Source organism: Rhodanobacter sp. C06 (assembly GCF_002001105.1).
Lineage (GTDB): Bacteria > Pseudomonadota > Gammaproteobacteria > Xanthomonadales > Rhodanobacteraceae > Rhodanobacter_A.
Genome location: NZ_MUNP01000041.1, coordinates 56,593 through 72,271 on the forward strand (window position 1 = coordinate 56,593; position 15,679 = coordinate 72,271).

The window sequence follows — 15,679 nt, forward strand, 5'->3', positions numbered from 1 at the left end:
TCAGGAGTGGATGCCCACCACCGGAATGCCGAGCGGCCGCGCGTCCAACCGGTCGGGCAGGCCCATGCCCATGCGCAGGCTGCGGCCGATGCGTTCGGCGTAGTCGAGCATCTGCACGGCGTCGTCCGCATCCAGCACCTCGGCCGTGGTCTCGCGCCACAGCTCCAGCCAGCGCACGAAGTGCTCGGCTCGGATCGCCGGCTGGCCACGGTGCACGGCCATCGGATTGCCGCGATAGCTGGCCGCGCGCAGCGCCACCGAACACCAGAACGCGGTGAGCAGGCGCTTGTGTTCGGGCCAGTCGTGCACGGCGGCGTTGAAGATCGGACCGATGGCGGGATCGGCGCGCACCTTGTCGTAGAAGCGGTCGACCAGGGTGGCGATGCGGGTTTCGTCCAGCGTGCTCATGGCGTGTTTGTCGTGTCTTCGGTCGCGGCCGGCGTGGTGTCCGGCGCGGGTTCGTCCAGCAGGGGCAGGATGCCGGGCGTATCGAGGTCGTCGAACTGCTGGTGGTTCACCGCCCAGAAGAACAGCGCCACGCCAACGATCACCACCAAGGCGGTCACCGGGATCAACACCAGCAGGATGTTCATGCGCGCAGCTCCTGTCGCGGTTCGTTGCCGTCGCGACCGGCGCGCAGCGCGTTCAGCACCACCGCGAGCGAGCTGAGCGACATGCCGATGCCGGCCAGCCACGGCGGCACGAAACCGAACGCGGCGAACGGCACCGCGCACAGATTGTAGGCCAACGACCAGCGCCGACCCTGCGCCACGATCCGTTGCACCTCGCCCGCGATGCTGCGGGCGCGGGTGAGGCCTTCGAGACGGTCGTCCATCAGCAGCAGGTCGGCCTGCGCCTGCGCGAGGCCGGTGCCGCCGGCCAGCGCGGCGGAGACATCGGCGCCGGCGAGGATCGGCGCGTCGTTGCTGCCGTCGCCCACCGCGAGCACCACGTGGCCGGCGGCGCGCAGTTCGCGCAGCCGGGCCAACTTGTCGTCGGGACTCTGGCGTGCGCGCCAGTCGGCGATGCCGAGCATCTGGGCCAGTGCGGCCACGCGTTCCGGCGTGTCGCCGCTGGCGATGCGGGATGCGATGCCTTCGGTGCGCAGCGCGTCCAGCGTGGCCTGCGCGTCGTGGCGCGGGCGTTCGGCGAGGCGGAAGGCGGCGATGGCGCCATCCGCGTCGGCCAGCAGCAGGCCATCGCGTTGGCGCTCAATGGCCAGCGCGTGACCCAGCGCGAAGTCGGCGCGGCCCAGGCGCAGCGCGCGACCGGCCACCGTGCCGCGCAGCCCGGCGCCGGCCACGGCCTCGACCCGCTCGGCCTGCCGCGCGGGCCCCAGCCCGCAGGCGGCATCGGCGAGCGCGCGGGCCAGCGGGTGTGAGCTTTGGCGGGCCAGCGCGGCGGCCAGCGCCAGCACTTCTTCGCGGGTTTCGCCGCGCAGCGGCTCGATGCCGGCGAGATCCAGCCGCGGCACGCCCAGCGTGCCGGTCTTGTCGAACAGCGCGATGTCCACATGCGCGAGGCGGGTGAGCGCGGTGGCATCGGTCACCAGCACGCCGTGGCGCGCCAGCGCGGTCAGCGCGCGGGTGAATGCGGCCGGTGCGGTGAGCGCGAAGGCGCAGGGGCAGGCCACCACCAGCACGGCGAGCGCGGCGTCGAAGGCGCGCGCGGGATCGAACAGCAGCCAGCCCAGCGCGGTGAGCGCCGTCAGCAGCAGCACGCGCGCCACGAAGCGGGCGATCTCGCGGTCGCTGGCCGTGGCGAAGCTGCGCGCCGCACGTGCGCGGACGGCCAGCGCGCCGATGCGTGCCACCGCGGTGGCCGCGCCGCTGTGTTCCACGCGCAGCGGCACTGGTCCGTCCAGCAGCAGGCTGCCGGCCACCAGGCGTTCGCCGCGGCGACGCAGGACGGGGCGCGATTCGCCGGTGAGCAGGGCCTCGTCCAGCTGCGCGGAATCCGCTTCCAGCACGCCGTCGGCGGGCACGGTGGCGCCTTCGGCGACGTGCACGCGGTCGCCGGCGCGCAGTGCCAGCGCGGGCACGGTTTCCAGCGTGCCGTCGGCGGCGATGCGTTGCGCCAGCAGTGGCGCGGCATCGATCGCGGCGTCGCCCTGCGCATTGCCGTGATGGCGCGCGCGCAGCTCCACGTAGCGCGCGACCAGCAGCAGGAACACGAACATGCTCACCGAGTCGAAGTAGACCTCGCCCGCGCCGCGCAGCGTGTTGGTCGCGCTGGCAAGGAACACCAGCGCCACCGCCAGCGCCACCGGCAGGTGGATGCCGAACTGGCGTTCGCGCAGCTCGTGCACGGCACCGGTGAAGAAGGGCCGGGCGGAATAGGCCACCAGCGGGATGGTGGTGAGGAAACCCAGCCAGCGGAACAGGCCGCGGGTGGTGAAATCCACGAAGTCGACCGCGCCGATGTAGATGACGAAGGCGTAGGTCATCACCTGCATCATGCACATGCCGGCGACCAGCAGGCGCTTCAGCGCATCGTGCAGTTCGGTGGCGCGAGTGTCGTCGGCGTCGTCGTGGGGCAGCGGCTGGGCCGGGCAGTGCAGCGCGGTGCAGCGCTCGACCAGCGCATCCAGCGAGAGTCGGCGCGCGTCCCACACCACGCGCAGGCGGCGGGCGGCGGGCAGGATCGCCACGCGCTCGACGCCGGGCAGGGCGCGGATCGCCTGTTCCAGCGCCAGTGCGCGGCGCGGTTCACCGAGTGCATCCACGCGCAGCGCCACTTCGCTGCGGCCATCGCGGCGCGGTCGCAGCACCTGGGCGAGCAGCAGCGGGTGGGCCCAGACGGCGTGTGCGTTCATCGCGGCGGTTCGTGGCTGCTGTGCGCGCTGGCGGGCACGCCGAACACGGTGTGCGTGGTTTCCAGCGGGATGTCGGCGCTGCGCGCGCTTGCCACGATGATCCACACGCAGCCGGCCAGCGAGGCGACGAACACCGCTATGCCCAGCCACAGGATCGGCTGGCGGTACCAGCGGCTTTCCGCGTCAGTCCGTGGCGCCGGCATCGGGGTGCGACAGGTGGTAGACATAGGCCGCCAGCACGTGGATCTGCGCATCGCTTAGGCGCTTGTCCCAGTTCGGCATGTGGCCTTGGCGACCGTCGTGGATGGTCTTGGTGATATCCGCCAGCGTGCCGCCGTGCAGCCAGATGTGGTCGGCGAGGTTGGGTGCGCCCACCGCCTGGTTGCCCTTGCCGTCGGGGCCGTGGCAGGCCGCGCAGGTGGTCTTGAAGATCGGCTCGGCGGCGGCCGCCATCTTCGCGTCGTGCGGCGAGCCGGACAGGCTCAGCACGTATTGCGCGAGATTGGCCACGTTCTGCTCGCCCAGGCTGGCCCAGGGCGGCATCACGCCGGCGCGGCCGTCGTGGATCGAGGTGGTGATGTCCTTGCCGTTGCCGCCGTAGAGCCAGTCCTGGTCGGTGAGGTCGGGTGCGCCGAGCTGCTGGTTGCCCTTGCCGCTGCGCTGGTGGCAGGCCGCGCAGTTGTCCTCGAACAGCACCTGGCCGAGCTGCCGCGCGGCAGGGTCGCCGGCCAGCTGCTCGGGCGTGTACAGCGCGAAGCGCTGCATCAGCGGCTCCAGCTTCGCCTCGTTGGCGGCCTGCTCGCCGGCCAGCTGGCCGTGCGAGGTCCAGCCCAGCGCGCCCTTGTGGTTGCCGAAACCGGGGTACAGCACGAGGTAGATGAAGGCGGCCACGAACATCGCGCCGGAGAACAGGATCCACCACATCGGCAGCCGCCGCACGCCCTCGCGCAGCACGCCATGCGCCCACACATGGCCGCTGGTGCCGTCGGGCTGGGTGGGAATCTTCGCGCGCGGTCCCCACAGGAACAGGAAGAAGGTGATGCCGAGGTTCAACACCACCAGGAACATCACCCACAACGACCAGCCGGTGCTCATCGCGGCTTCTCCTGTGTCGGGTCGACAGTGGGATCGTCGTCCTGCATTGGCAGCTGCGCCATCTGGTCGAACACGGGTTTGTGGTACTTGCGCCAGGCCCAGATCCAGATGCCGATGAAGCTCACCATCATCAGCACGATCATCACGCCGGCCAGATGGCCCCAGAACGGACTCATGGCGCACCTCCATCGCTGGCCGGCGCCGCGGCGGTCGGTTCGTTCTTGATGCCCAGGCCCTGCAGGTAGGCGATCAGCGCGTCCATCTCGGTCTTGCCCTTGACCGCCTCGGGCGCGGCGGCGATGTCGGCGTCGCTGTACGGGTCGCCCAGCTTGCGCAGCACGCGCATGCGCGCCTGGATGTCGGCACCGTCGATGCCGGCCTTCGCCAGCCACGGGTAGCCGGGCATGTTGGATTGCGGCACCACGCTGCGCGGGTCCAGCAGGTGCATGCGCTGCCAGTCGTCGGAATACTTGCCGCCCACGCGGGCGAGGTCCGGCCCGGTGCGCTTGGAACCCCACTGGAACGGCCGGTCGTAGACCGATTCCTCGGCGGTGGAGTAGTGGCCGTAGCGCTGCGTCTCGAAACGCAGCGCGCGGATCATTTGCGAGTGGCACAGGTAGCAGCCCTCGCGCACGTAGACGTCCTTGCCGGCCAGCCGCAGCGGGTCGTACGGATGCACGTTCGCCGGCGCCTTGAGCGAATGCGCCTCGACGAACAGCGGGGTGATCTCGGCGAGGCCGCCCAGCGAGACCATGATCGCGATGCCGATGCCGAGCAGGCCGGCGTGCTTCTCGATCGCTTCGAAATGCCTGTAGGCCATGATTGAGCTCTACCTGAGAAGTGCGGCCATGGATGGCCGCGGTTGGACTGGCAGGAATCGGCTGCCTTCCCGAAATCGGAATCCGGTCGAAGCGGCGCTCATGGACGAACGCATCAGGTGAACCAGTGTGGCCATGGATGGCCGCTGTTGGACTTTCTGGATCAGATTGCCTTCCCACAGCGGGAACCTGGTCGAAGCGGCGATCACGGACGAGCGCATTGGTTTACCTCTCAACCCACCGCCGGCAAGGGGGCCGGGATCTGGTGCGGTTCCGGCTCGGGAATCGGCACCGGGATCGGCTTGATGATGCGGGCGCGGGCATCGGCGGCGGTGTGCCACAGGTTCCACGCCATCACCCACATGCCCGAGAGGATCAGCACGCCGCCGAACCAGCGGATCAGGTACATCGGCTTGATCGCGATCAGGCTGTCGAGGAAGCCGTACTTCAGCAAGCCGTCGGGCAGGGTGGCGCGCCACATCTCGCCCTCGGTGACGCCGGCGGTCCACATCGCGCCGACGTACAGCAGGGTGCCGGCCATGTGCAGCCAGAAATGCACGTTCATGCCGCGCAGCGAGTGCATCGCCGGGCGGCCCAGCGCGCGCGGCGCCATCGCGTACAGCGAGCCGATGGTGATCATCGCCACCCAGCCCAGCGAGCCGGAGTGCACGTGGGCGATCGTCCAGTCGGTGTAGTGCGACAGCGAGTTCACCGTCTTGATCGCCATCATCGAGCCTTCGAAGGTGGCGGCGGCGTAGAACACCAGCGCCATCACCATGAATTTCACCGCCGGATCGGTCTTCACCTTGCTCCACGAGCCGTTGAAGGTGAGCAGGCCGTTCGCCGCCGAGCCCCAGCTCGGCATCAGCAGCACCAGCGAGAACGCCATGCCCACTGACTGCACCCAGTCGGGCAGGGCGGTGTACATCAGGTGGTGCGAGCCGGCCCACATGTAGACCGAGATCAGCGCCCAGAAATTGACGATGGAGAAGCGGTAGCTCCACAACGGCTGCTGCGCCTGGCGCGGCACGAAGTAGTACATCATCCCGAGGAAGCCGGCGGTGAGGAAGAACGCCACCGCGTTGTGGCCGTACCACCACTCCACCATCGCATCGACCGTGCCCGAGTAGATCGGGTAGGACTTGGTCCACGACACCGGCAGGGACAGGTGGTTGACGATGTGCAGCAGGCCCACCGCGATGATGAAGGCGCCGTAGTACCAGTTCGCCACGTAGATGTGCTTGATGCGCCGGCGCGCGAGGCTGGCGAAGAACACCACGCCGAAGCACACCCACACCACGGCGGTGAACAGCGCGATCCACCACTCCGGTTCGGCGTATTCCTTGCTGGTGGTGAGGCCCAGCGGCATCGACACCATCGCCAGCACGCAGACGATCTGCCAGCCCCAGAACGTGAAGCCGGCCAGCTTGCCGAGCGCCAGCCGGGCGTGGCCGGTACGCTGCACCACGTAGTAGCAGGTGCCCATCAGCGCCGAGCCGCCGAACGCGAAGATCACGCCGAAGGTATGGTCGGGGCGCAGCCGGCTGAAGGTGATCCAGGGCAGGTCGAAATTCAGCGCCGGCCACATCAGCTCGGCGGCGATATACACGCCCACCGACATGCCGATGATGCCCCAGACCGCCGCGGCCAGCAGGAACTGGCGGACGACCTTGTCGTTGTAGTACTCGGTGTTGGGCATGGGCGTTCCCGGTTTCGGTGTGGTCATTGTCCCGGCGGCACCGGTGCGCCGCGATGACCGCGGTCAGGCGGCTGCGGCAATCTGTCCGCCGGCACGGTCAGGACGCCCTGGCCCGGCGGCCTGATCCAGGTCATGGCCGCGATGGTCGCAGCAGGCAATGCTTGCCGGACGTGAACAAGCCGGTTCGAGCGCCGTCCCCATGGCCCATGTCGTCACCGAGAACTGCATCAACTGCAAGCACACCGACTGCGTCGAGGTGTGTCCGGTGGACTGCTTCCACGAGGGGCCGAATTTCCTGGTGATCGATCCCGACGAATGCATCGACTGCACGCTGTGCGTGGAGGAATGCCCGGTGGGCGCGATCTTCCCCGAGCTGGACGTGCCGGCGGGGCAGGAGGGCTTCCTCGCGCTGAACGCCGAGCTGGCGCGCGAGTGGCCGGTGCTGGCGCGCAAGATTCCGGCCATGGAGGACGCCGCCGATTGGGATGGCGTGCCGGACAAGCTGCCGCTGCTGAAACGCTAGGGGAGTGGGGAAGGGGACAAGAAAGCCCGCTTGCGCGGGCTTTCTTGTGTGTGGAGTGCGGCCATGGATGGCCGCTCACGTGATTCTCGCGATCAGGGATGATCGCCAGGATTTCGAACAGTGCGGCCAAGGATGGCCGCCCGTTTGACTCTCGCGATCAGGGATGATCGCAATGGTTAAGCCACCACGCGCACCATTTCCAGGCACTTGTTGGAATAGCCCCACTCGTTGTCGTACCAGCTCACCAGCTTGACGAAGGTGGAGTCCAGCGCGATGCCGGCGTCGGCGTCGAACACGGAGGTGCAGGTCTCGCCGCGGAAGTCGGTGGCGACCACTTTGTCCTCGGTGTAGCCGAGGATGCCCTTCAGCGCGCCCTGCGACTGCGCCTTCATCTCCGCGCAGATCTCGGCGTAGGTGGCGGGCTTGTCCAGCTCGCAGGTGAGGTCGACCACCGAAACGTCGGAAGTCGGCACGCGGAAGCTCATGCCGGTGAGCTTCTTGTTGAGCTCGGGGATCACCACGCCCACGGCCTTCGCCGCGCCGGTGCTGGAGGGGATGATGTTCTCCAGGATGCCGCGGCCGCCGCGCCAGTCCTTGTTGCTCGGGCCATCGACGGTTTTCTGCGTCGCGGTGGCGGCGTGCACAGTGGTCATCAGGCCGCGCTTGATGCCCCATTTGTCGTGCATCACCTTCGCGATCGGCGCCAGGCAGTTGGTGGTGCAGCTGGCGTTGGAGATGATCGCCTCGCCCTTGTAGGTCTTGTCGTTGACGCCGTAGACGAACATCGGCGTGTCGTCCTTGGACGGTGCCGACAGGATCACCTTCTTCGCGCCGGCGTCGAGATGCTTCTGCGCGGTTTCCTTGGTGAGGAACAGGCCGGTGGACTCGATCACCACGTCGGCGCCCACTTCGCCCCACTTCAGGTTGGCCGGGTCGCGCTCGGCGGTGAGGCGGATCTTCAGGCCGTTGACCACCAGCTGGCCGTTCTCGATCGCCACGTCGCCCTTGAAGCGGCCGTGCACCGAGTCGTAGCGCAGCATGTAGGCAAGATAGTCCGGCTCCAGCAGGTCGTTGATCGCGACGATCTGGATGTCCTTGCCGAAGTTCTGCACCGCTGCGCGCAGCACGTTGCGACCGATGCGGCCGAAGCCGTTGATGCCGACCTTGATGGTCATGGGACAGCGTCCTCCAATGCGACGGGGAAGGTGGCCGCACGCGGCGGCCGGAAAGCCGTGATTTTAGCGGGAAACCTGGTTGGCTGCCCGTACGGCGCGGCCGTGCGCCGGTTTGCCGCAATAGATGTCGTGCAAGGTGGCCATCAAGACCCGTACCGGACCCGCGGCGAGGCGGTAATACACCGCCTGCGCCTCGCGGCGGGTCTGCACCAGTTCCGCCTCGCGCAACTTCGCCAGGTGTTGCGACAGCGCCGACTGGCCCAGTGCCAGCCGCTCCAGCAGTTCGCCCACCGCCAGCTCGCCTTCGGAAAGGTGGCACAGGATCAGCAGGCGCTGCTCGTTCGCCAGCGCCTTCAGCAGCTCGCTGGCCTCGCCGGCATGGGCGCGCATGCGGGCGGGATCTGTCGCGGTCTTCATGACGGCATTGTGCCACGTCTTGCTAAATTAGTAATGACTAATATTATGTGACGCACGTCGTTCCGGAGCGCAGCACCATGCCTGCCCACGTTGCTTCCTTCTTCCACGCGGCCACCTCGACCTGGACCCACGTGGTCAGCGACCCGGCGACCGGTGCGGCCGCGGTGATCGACCCGGTGCTGGACTTCGATCCGGCCAGCGGTCGGCTCGGCACCGAGGCTGCGCGTGCGGTGCTCCATCATCTCCGCACGCAAGGGCTGGATCTCAAGTGGATCCTGGAGACCCATGCGCATGCCGACCATCTAAGCGCCGCAGCCTGGTTGCGCGCACAGACCGGTGCCGCGGTGGCGGCGGGCGCCGGCATCGTCGCGGTGCAGGCCGAGTTCAAGCGACGTCTGGCGTTGGGCGATGATTTTGCCGCCGATGGCTCGGTGTTCGATCGCCTGCTGCACGATGGCGAGGTGCTGCCGTTGGGCGGGCTGGAACTAAAGGTGCTGGCCACACCCGGCCACACCGCCGACAGCGTGAGCTACCGGGTGGGCGAGGCGGTGTTCATCGGCGACACACTGTTCTCGCCGGCCGCGGGCAGCGCGCGCTGCGATTTTCCCGGCGGCAGCGCCGCGGCGCTGCATGCCTCGGTGCGCCGGCTGTATGCGTTGCCGGACGACACGCAGCTGTATCTCTGCCACGACTATCCCGCCGACGGTGCGGCGCCGCGCAGCATGGCGACGGTGCGCGAGCAGCGCGAGCACAACGCGCATGTGTCAGCTGACACCAGCGCGGCGGACTTCGTGGCGCTGCGCGAACGCCGCGATGCCACGCTGGCGATGCCGCGGCTGTTCTGGCCGGCGCTGCAGCTCAACATCCGCGCGGGCGAACTGCCGCCGGTGGATGGCGCGGGGCGGCGCTTCCTGAAACTGCCGCTGGACGCGAGCACACTGGAGGCGCGGACATGACTACGTCGTTCACGCCGTGGAGCGCGCTGGGCGGCGGCATCCTGATCGGCCTGGCCTCGCTGCTTTTGCTGTTCGCGCTGGGCCGCATCGCCGGCATCAGCGGCATCGCTGCGGGCCTGCTGCCGCCACGCCGCGGCGACCTCGGTTGGCGGCTGGCCTTCGTGATCGGCCTGCCGATGGGCGCAGCGTTGTGGATGCTGGGCGCGGGCGGTGCGGCGGTGGCCAGCCATGCGCCGCCGTGGCAGCTTGCTCTGGCCGGCTTGCTGGTGGGCGTGGGCACGCGTGTCGGTTCGGGCTGCACCAGCGGCCACGGCGTGTGCGGGCTGGGCCGTTTCTCGCCGCGCTCGCTGGCGGCGGTGCTTACCTTCATGGCGACCGCGATGCTGTGCGTCTACGCCTGGCGCCACCTGCTGCCGGAGCTGGCGCGATGACCGGAGCTGGCGCGATGAATCGCTTGCTGGCGTGGCTGTCCGGCCTGTTGTTCGGGGTGGGCCTGGCATGGTCGGGCATGGCCGATCCGCACAAGGTGCTGGGCTTCCTCGACGTGGCCGGCGCCTGGGACCCCAGCTTGTTGCTGGTGATGGTCGGTGCGGTGCTGACCTATGCGGTCGGCTCTCGGCTGGTGACGCGACGCGCGCGGCCGTGGCTGGACGAGCGCTTTCATCTGCCCGCGAACCGCCGCATCGATGCGCGCCTGCTCGCCGGTGCGGCGGTGTTCGGTATCGGCTGGGGACTGGCGGGCTACTGCCCCGGTCCTGCGCTGGCTGGCGTCGGCCTCGGCAACGGCGACCTCATCTGGTTGCTGCCGGCCTTGCTGCTGGGCTGGTGGCTGGCCGGGCGCGGCCGGCGCGTCTGAGCGCATCGGTGTGCTGTGGCACACTCCCCGATCGTCCACTGCCGTGATGTCCGCACCATGAAGTATCCGCGTCGCCTGCTGGCCGCCTCGCTGGCCCTGTTCGTCGTCATTCCCGTCGCGCAGGCCTGGGGGCCACTGGGTCACAGCATCGTCGCCGCACTGGCGCAGCGGCACCTGAGTCCCGCCGCCGAGACCGAGGTGGAACACCTGCTGGCGGCCGACCACACCACTCAGTTGGCCGACATCGCCAGCTGGCCCGACCAGATCCAGGACGATCCTGCGCAGGCCACGCTGTGGCAACAGACGCGCAAGCTGCACTACATCAACTTCCGCGGCGGTCCGAGTTGCGACTACGTGCCCCCGCGCGACTGCCGCGACGGCGAGTGCATCACGACGGGGCTGGCGCATTACGTCGCGATCCTCAAGGACAAGTCGCAGGGCGACGCCGCGCGCCTGGAAGCCTTGAAGTTCGTGGTGCACTTCGCGGGCGACATCCACCAGCCGCTGCACGCCGGCTATCGCGACGACCTCGGCGGCAACAAGTACCAGGTGCAATTCGAGGGCAAGGGCAGCAACCTGCACAAGGTCTGGGACTCGGGCATGTTGAAGACGCGCGGCCTCGACTGGCAGGCCTACGCACAGAAGCTCGACGCCGCGGGGCCGGTCGCGCTGCCGCCGCCGATCGCGCCGCTGGACGATCCCTACGCGCAGTGGGCGGAGGAATCCTGCCGCCTCACCGCCGCGCCGGGCTTTTATCCGGACGGCCACAAGATCGGCCAGGCCTATGTCGACGCCGAGTTGCCGCTGGCGGAGACCCAGTTGCGCATCGCCGGCCGCCGGCTGGCCGAAGTGCTCAATCTCGCGCTGGAGCAGTGACGCAGGAATCGCGTGCAAGGCGCGCGGCTTGCGTATAGTCTGACTTTTCAACCCTCACCTTTTTCACTCCAAGCCACCCAGACCGCCCGGATGACTCCAGAAACCCAAACGCGCCGCACCAAGATCGTTGCCACCCTGGGCCCCGCCACCGACGCGCCGGGCATGCTCGAACGCATCATCGCCAACGGCGTCGACGTCGTTCGGCTCAATCTCTCGCACGGCTCGCCGGACGACCACCGCGCCCGTGCCGCCGCGGTCAAGGCCGCCGCGGCCGCCGCCGGCCGCGAGGTGGGCGTGCTGGCCGACCTGCAGGGTCCGAAGATCCGCGTGGAGAAGTTCGCGAACGGGCCGATCCAGCTGGAAGTCGGCCAGCCCTTCGTGCTGGATTGCCGCGCCGACGCCGCGCCCGGCGACATCCACCGCGTGGGCGTGAGTTACCTCGGCCTGCCGCAGGACGTGCGCCCCGGCGACGTGCTGCTGCTGGACGACGGCCTGGTGGCGCTCACCGTGAACGAAGTCGCGGGCACCGAGATCCGCTGCACCGTGCTGGTGGGCGGCAAGCTCTCCGACCGCAAGGGCCTCAACCGCCAGGGCGGCGGCCTGTCCGTCTCGGCGCTGTCGGACAAGGACAAGGCCGACATCAAGCTCGCCGCCGAGATCGGCGCGGACTTCCTCGCAGTCTCCTTCGTGCGTTGTGCCGATGACATGCACCAGGCGCGCCGTCTGCTGCACGAGGCCGGCGGCGACGCCGCGCTGGTGTCCAAGATCGAGCGCGCCGACGCGATCCCCGTGCTGGGCGAGATCATCGACGCCTCCGACGTGGTGATGGTGGCGCGCGGCGACCTGGGCGTGGAGATCGGCGACGCCGAGCTGCCCGGCCTGCAGAAGAAGATCATCCGCGAGACGGTGCAGCGCAACCGTGCCGTCATCACCGCCACCCAGATGCTGCAGTCGATGGTGCGCTCGCCGATCCCTACTCGTGCCGAAGTGCTGGACGTGGCGAACGCGGTAATCGACGGCACCGACGCGGTGATGCTGTCCGAGGAAACCGCCGCCGGCGCCCACCCCGACAAGGCGGTGGCGGCGATGGCGCGCATCTGCCTCGGTGCCGAACGCCAGTTCGAGCCCAAGGAAGACCTGGCGAACGCCGGCCCCCGACTCAGCCGTACCGACCAGGCGATCGCGCTGGCCGCGATGGTGCTGGCCGGCCAGCTCGGCGTGCGCGCGATCGTGGCACTGACCGAATCCGGCGCCACCGCGCAATGGCTCTCGCGCTACCGCAGCGCGGTGCCGATCTACGGCCTGTCGCCGTTCGCCGCCTCGCGCCGGCGCATGCAGGTGCTGCGCGATGTGCGGGCGGTGGAGTTCAGCCACGGCGAGAACCAGAGCATGGCCTCCGCCACCCGCGCCGCGGTGCGCCTGTTGTTCGCACAAGGCAAGCTGGCCGAGGGCAACAGCGTGGTCATCACCTACGGCGACCGCGTGGGCCACGTTGGCGGTACCAACACGCTGAAGCTGCTCGCGGTGGGCGCGGGCGGTGCGGTGGACAGCATTCGCGATCTCTGACACTTGCGCCGTAGCGGTACAGAGGGGAGGGGGATGAAGACCACGCTGTACACGGTGTTGTGCGTTGCCGTTCGTCTGGGTGCGGTCTTGATGGCCGTTGGGTTGTTCGAGCGCTTGCCGGTATTCCTGTGGCAGTCGCCGGAAGGTGGGTTTGCACTCGATGCCGTGCTGCTTGCCGTGTTCGGTTTGCTGGTGGCAGGAGCGCTCTGGCTGTGGCCAGGCATCCTCGCCGGCTGGGCCATCGGTCGGCGTGGTCACGAATCGCTGGAAGTCGGGCTGAGCGCCGACACTTTATTGACCGTGGCGTTGGCCGTGACTGGCGCCGTGCTGGTTGTGTCGGGCGTGGCGGGCTGTCTTGGACATGGCCTCACCATGCTGTTTTTCAGAAGCCGGCTGGCCGATCAGTCCACGGGTCTGCTGCCAGTGACGGAATGGCACTGGCTGATTTTCTATCTTGTGCAAACGGCAGGAGGTCTGGCACTGATGCTCGGGGCTCACGGGCTCGCGAGCTTGATGTGGCGCCTGCGGGCCTATCCGATCCGGTCGGAGGCAGACAGTGACGACGGAATCACGCCGCGCGACTAGACTGTTGCTGTCCCCAATTCCACCGGAGCCCCCCATGAACCCGCGCACCCGCCGGCTGATCCGCCCCCTGCTGCTGGTTTCGGCCCTGGCTTGCGCCACACCAGTGCTGGCGCAGGCGAACAAGGTCGATCCGCAGAACCTGTATCACTACTGGATCCGGCTCAACACCAAGGTGAACGTCGACATGCCCAACTCGGGGCTGAACCTCACCAAGCCCGGCTGCGTCGCGGTGACCTATGTGATCGGCTCCGACGGCGTGCCGATGCATGTGCAAGTCGCCAAGGTGGAGCCCAAGAGCGACCTCGGTTCCGCCGCGCTGTCCGCGGTGAAGAACTTCCGCTACGGCCCCTCGCTGACGAACAAGATCGGCCAACCGATCGCCACCTACTACATCGTGCCGTTCAACTCTCCGGACGATGCGGCGGGGCAGCAGAAGCTGATGGACGCTTGCAAGCTGCCCGGCTACGGCAGCTGAGCCGGGCCCTGGGCTCGATCCTGCGGGGCCAGGCGCTTCCGTTATAATCTGCGGCTTTAACCATGCCGCCCCTGCCCGGGGTGGCGTTCACCCTTGAGCGGGCCGGTATCGCCTCGCTGTACGGAGCCGTCATGAGTATTGAAGATCTCGAAAGCGTCGCCCTGGCCATGGTCGCCCCCGGCAAGGGCATCATCGCCATCGATGAGTCGACCAACACCATCAAGAAGCGTTTCGAGGCCGTCGGCATCGAGAACACCGAAGAGAACCGCCGCGCCTACCGCGAGCTGCTGCTCACCACGCCGGGCCTGAACGAGCACATCTCCGGCGCGATCCTGTACGACGAGACGATCCGCCAGTCGACCAAGGACGGCGTGCCGTTCACCCAGGTGATGAAGAAGGCCGGCATCATCCCCGGCATCAAGGTGGACAAGGGCCCGGTGCCGTTGGCCGGTTTCCCCGGCGACGTGGTGACCGAGGGCCTGGACGGCCTGCGCCCGCGCCTGGAGGAATACGCCAAGCTGGGCGCCCAGTTCTGCAAGTGGCGCGCGGTGATCAACATCTCCGAGGACAACCCCAGCTCCACCGCGATCGAGGCGAACTGCCACGCGCTGGCGCGCTACGCCGCGCTGTGCCAGGAAGCCGGCCTGGTGCCGATGGTCGAGCCGGAAGTGATCATGGACGGCGACCACAGCATCGAGGTCAGCTACGAGGTGCACGAAGCCGTGCTCCGCAGCCTGTTCAACGCGCTCTACGAGCAGAACGTGATGCTGGAAGGCACCATCCTCAAGGTCAGCATGGTGATCCCGGGCAAGGAGTCCGACGAGCAGGCCGACGTCGAGGAAGTGGCCGAGGCCACCGTGCGCGTGCTGAAGACCACCGTGCCGGCCTCCCTGCCGGGCATCGTGTTCCTCTCCGGCGGCCAGACCGACGAGCAGAGCACCGCGCACCTCAACGCGATGAACCGCATCGGCCCGCATCCGTGGCCGCTGTCGTTCTCCTACGGTCGCGCCATGCAGCAAGCCGCGCTGAAGCTGTGGGCCAAGGACATGAAGGCCAACTACGCCGAGGCGCAGAAGACGGTGCACGCCCGCGCCAGGGACAACGGCCTCGCCGCGCTGGGGCGCTGGAACGGTTGATTCTTCGCGGTCATCCGTGATCGCGGATTGAAAAAGAACGGGCGCCTCGCGGCGCCCGTTCTTTTTGCCTCGATGGACCGTCGAATCAGAAGCGGAATTCCGCGCTGGCCGAGATCATGTCGGTGCTGAGGTCCACGCTGTTCTTCTTGGCGTCGAAGTAGTCGTAGTTCAGGCCGACGCTCACGTTCTGGTTGATGTTGTAGCCCACGCCCGCACCGGCGTACCAGCTGGTCTTGTCCAGGCTCTTGCGCACCGGGTTCACGTCGTTGTTCAGGCCGTGGCCGGTCCAGCTGTAGGCGCCCGCACGACCGCTCAGGTACCAGTTCGGGCTGAGGTCGAGATGGGCGTTCGCGCCGGCGGTCCAGCCGTGCAGCTGCGATTTGCCCGGGGCGATCACCGGGGAGCTGTTGAAGACGTTCTTCGCACGGATGTTGCCCAGGTCGTTGTAGCCCACCTCGGCACCCAGCGCGAAGTTCGGCGCCAGCGACCAGCGGTAGCCGCCGTTCAGCGCGTAACCGGTGTCGTGGCCGTTGTACGGGCCCTTGTCGATGGCGGTGCGACCCACGTTGCCGTTGATGAACCAGCCGCCGTTGTCGCTCGGCGCGCTCTGTGCAAAGGCGGCGGGGATGGCCAGCATGCCGGCGGAGGCGAGAGCGAGGGCGATCAGAGTCTTTTTCATGGAGAGTC

General features: G+C 68.3%; 20 protein-coding genes. 9 read left to right on the forward strand and 11 right to left on the reverse strand.

What is annotated here, in order from left to right; all coding sequences use genetic code 11:
• The 8 genes from B0E52_RS07295 to ccoN form a co-directional block, all read right to left on the reverse strand.
• Positions 1–408, reverse strand: a complete 408-nt coding sequence (locus B0E52_RS07295; RefSeq protein WP_077483082.1) for a group III truncated hemoglobin — start codon at positions 406–408, stop codon at positions 1–3.
• On the reverse strand, positions 405–593 hold the full coding sequence (ccoS, locus tag B0E52_RS07300; RefSeq protein ID WP_077483084.1) for a cbb3-type cytochrome oxidase assembly protein CcoS: 189 nt from the start codon (positions 591–593) through the stop codon (positions 405–407). The genes B0E52_RS07295 and ccoS overlap by 4 nt, the downstream gene beginning before the upstream one ends.
• The gene (locus B0E52_RS07305) at positions 590–2,815 is read right to left on the reverse strand and encodes a cation-translocating P-type ATPase (RefSeq protein ID WP_077483086.1); all 2,226 of its coding nucleotides are present in this window, start codon (positions 2,813–2,815) and stop codon (positions 590–592) included. The genes ccoS and B0E52_RS07305 overlap by 4 nt, the downstream gene beginning before the upstream one ends.
• On the reverse strand, positions 2,812–3,018 hold the full coding sequence (locus B0E52_RS07310) for a hypothetical protein (protein ID WP_077483088.1): 207 nt from the start codon (positions 3,016–3,018) through the stop codon (positions 2,812–2,814). The genes B0E52_RS07305 and B0E52_RS07310 overlap by 4 nt, the downstream gene beginning before the upstream one ends.
• Positions 2,999–3,910, reverse strand: a complete 912-nt coding sequence (gene ccoP / locus B0E52_RS07315; protein ID WP_077483090.1) for a cytochrome-c oxidase, cbb3-type subunit III — start codon at positions 3,908–3,910, stop codon at positions 2,999–3,001. The genes B0E52_RS07310 and ccoP overlap by 20 nt, the downstream gene beginning before the upstream one ends.
• Entirely contained in the window at positions 3,907–4,086 is a 180-nt protein-coding gene (locus B0E52_RS07320; RefSeq protein WP_077483092.1) for a cbb3-type cytochrome c oxidase subunit 3, read from the reverse strand. The genes ccoP and B0E52_RS07320 overlap by 4 nt, the downstream gene beginning before the upstream one ends.
• Positions 4,083–4,730: a cytochrome-c oxidase, cbb3-type subunit II gene (gene ccoO / locus B0E52_RS07325; protein WP_077483094.1), complete on the reverse strand. Its 648-nt coding sequence runs from the start codon at positions 4,728–4,730 to the stop codon at positions 4,083–4,085. The genes B0E52_RS07320 and ccoO overlap by 4 nt, the downstream gene beginning before the upstream one ends.
• 230 nt (positions 4,731–4,960) lie before the next feature.
• Positions 4,961–6,427, reverse strand: coding sequence for a cytochrome-c oxidase, cbb3-type subunit I (ccoN, locus tag B0E52_RS07330; protein ID WP_077483096.1), 1,467 nt, complete (start codon positions 6,425–6,427; stop codon positions 4,961–4,963).
• 199 nt (positions 6,428–6,626) lie between these two features.
• On the opposite strand from ccoN, the gene fdxA reads away from it, so the two are divergent.
• Entirely contained in the window at positions 6,627–6,950 is a 324-nt protein-coding gene (fdxA, locus tag B0E52_RS07335; RefSeq protein WP_077483098.1) for a ferredoxin FdxA, read from the forward strand.
• Positions 6,951–7,126: 176 nt separating this feature from the next.
• Here the strand turns inward: fdxA and gap are convergent, their stop codons facing one another.
• Both gap and B0E52_RS07345 read right to left on the reverse strand, forming a co-directional pair.
• Positions 7,127–8,125: a type I glyceraldehyde-3-phosphate dehydrogenase gene (gene gap / locus B0E52_RS07340; RefSeq protein WP_077483099.1), complete on the reverse strand. Its 999-nt coding sequence runs from the start codon at positions 8,123–8,125 to the stop codon at positions 7,127–7,129.
• A 63-nt stretch (positions 8,126–8,188) separates the two neighbouring features.
• On the reverse strand, positions 8,189–8,542 hold the full coding sequence (locus tag B0E52_RS07345) for a metalloregulator ArsR/SmtB family transcription factor (RefSeq protein WP_077483101.1): 354 nt from the start codon (positions 8,540–8,542) through the stop codon (positions 8,189–8,191).
• Between the two features lie 77 nt (positions 8,543–8,619).
• Here B0E52_RS07345 and B0E52_RS07350 point away from each other — a divergent pair, with 77 nt between their 5' ends.
• The 8 genes from B0E52_RS07350 to B0E52_RS07385 all read left to right on the forward strand — a co-directional run bounded on the left by B0E52_RS07350 (position 8,620) and on the right by B0E52_RS07385 (position 14,992).
• Positions 8,620–9,498, forward strand: coding sequence for an MBL fold metallo-hydrolase (locus tag B0E52_RS07350; RefSeq protein WP_077483160.1), 879 nt, complete (start codon positions 8,620–8,622; stop codon positions 9,496–9,498).
• Complete coding sequence (locus B0E52_RS07355; protein ID WP_077483103.1) at positions 9,495–9,929, forward strand: YeeE/YedE thiosulfate transporter family protein; 435 nt, start codon at positions 9,495–9,497, stop codon at positions 9,927–9,929. Before B0E52_RS07350 ends, B0E52_RS07355 begins: the two co-directional genes overlap by 4 nt.
• Positions 9,930–9,943: 14 nt before the next feature.
• Entirely contained in the window at positions 9,944–10,354 is a 411-nt protein-coding gene (locus B0E52_RS07360) for a DUF6691 family protein (protein WP_077483105.1), read from the forward strand.
• A gap of 57 nt (positions 10,355–10,411) precedes the next feature.
• Positions 10,412–11,230 (forward strand): S1/P1 nuclease, encoded by an 819-nt coding sequence (locus tag B0E52_RS07365; protein ID WP_077483107.1) that lies wholly within the window; start codon positions 10,412–10,414, stop codon positions 11,228–11,230.
• Positions 11,231–11,320: 90 nt separating this feature from the next.
• Positions 11,321–12,796 (forward strand): pyruvate kinase, encoded by a 1,476-nt coding sequence (gene pyk, locus B0E52_RS07370; RefSeq protein ID WP_077483109.1) that lies wholly within the window; start codon positions 11,321–11,323, stop codon positions 12,794–12,796.
• A 33-nt stretch (positions 12,797–12,829) separates the two neighbouring features.
• A complete protein-coding gene (locus B0E52_RS07375) occupies positions 12,830–13,381 on the forward strand; it encodes a hypothetical protein (protein WP_077483111.1) in 552 nt (183 codons plus the stop codon).
• 34 nt (positions 13,382–13,415) lie between these two features.
• A complete protein-coding gene (locus B0E52_RS07380) occupies positions 13,416–13,856 on the forward strand; it encodes an energy transducer TonB (protein ID WP_077483112.1) in 441 nt (146 codons plus the stop codon).
• A 131-nt stretch (positions 13,857–13,987) separates the two neighbouring features.
• Positions 13,988–14,992, forward strand: a complete 1,005-nt coding sequence (locus B0E52_RS07385; protein WP_077483114.1) for a class I fructose-bisphosphate aldolase — start codon at positions 13,988–13,990, stop codon at positions 14,990–14,992.
• A gap of 85 nt (positions 14,993–15,077) precedes the next feature.
• On the opposite strand, the gene B0E52_RS07390 is transcribed toward B0E52_RS07385, so the two are convergent.
• Positions 15,078–15,671: a porin family protein gene (locus B0E52_RS07390; RefSeq protein ID WP_077483116.1), complete on the reverse strand. Its 594-nt coding sequence runs from the start codon at positions 15,669–15,671 to the stop codon at positions 15,078–15,080.
• Between the last annotated feature and the right edge of the window lie 8 nt (positions 15,672–15,679).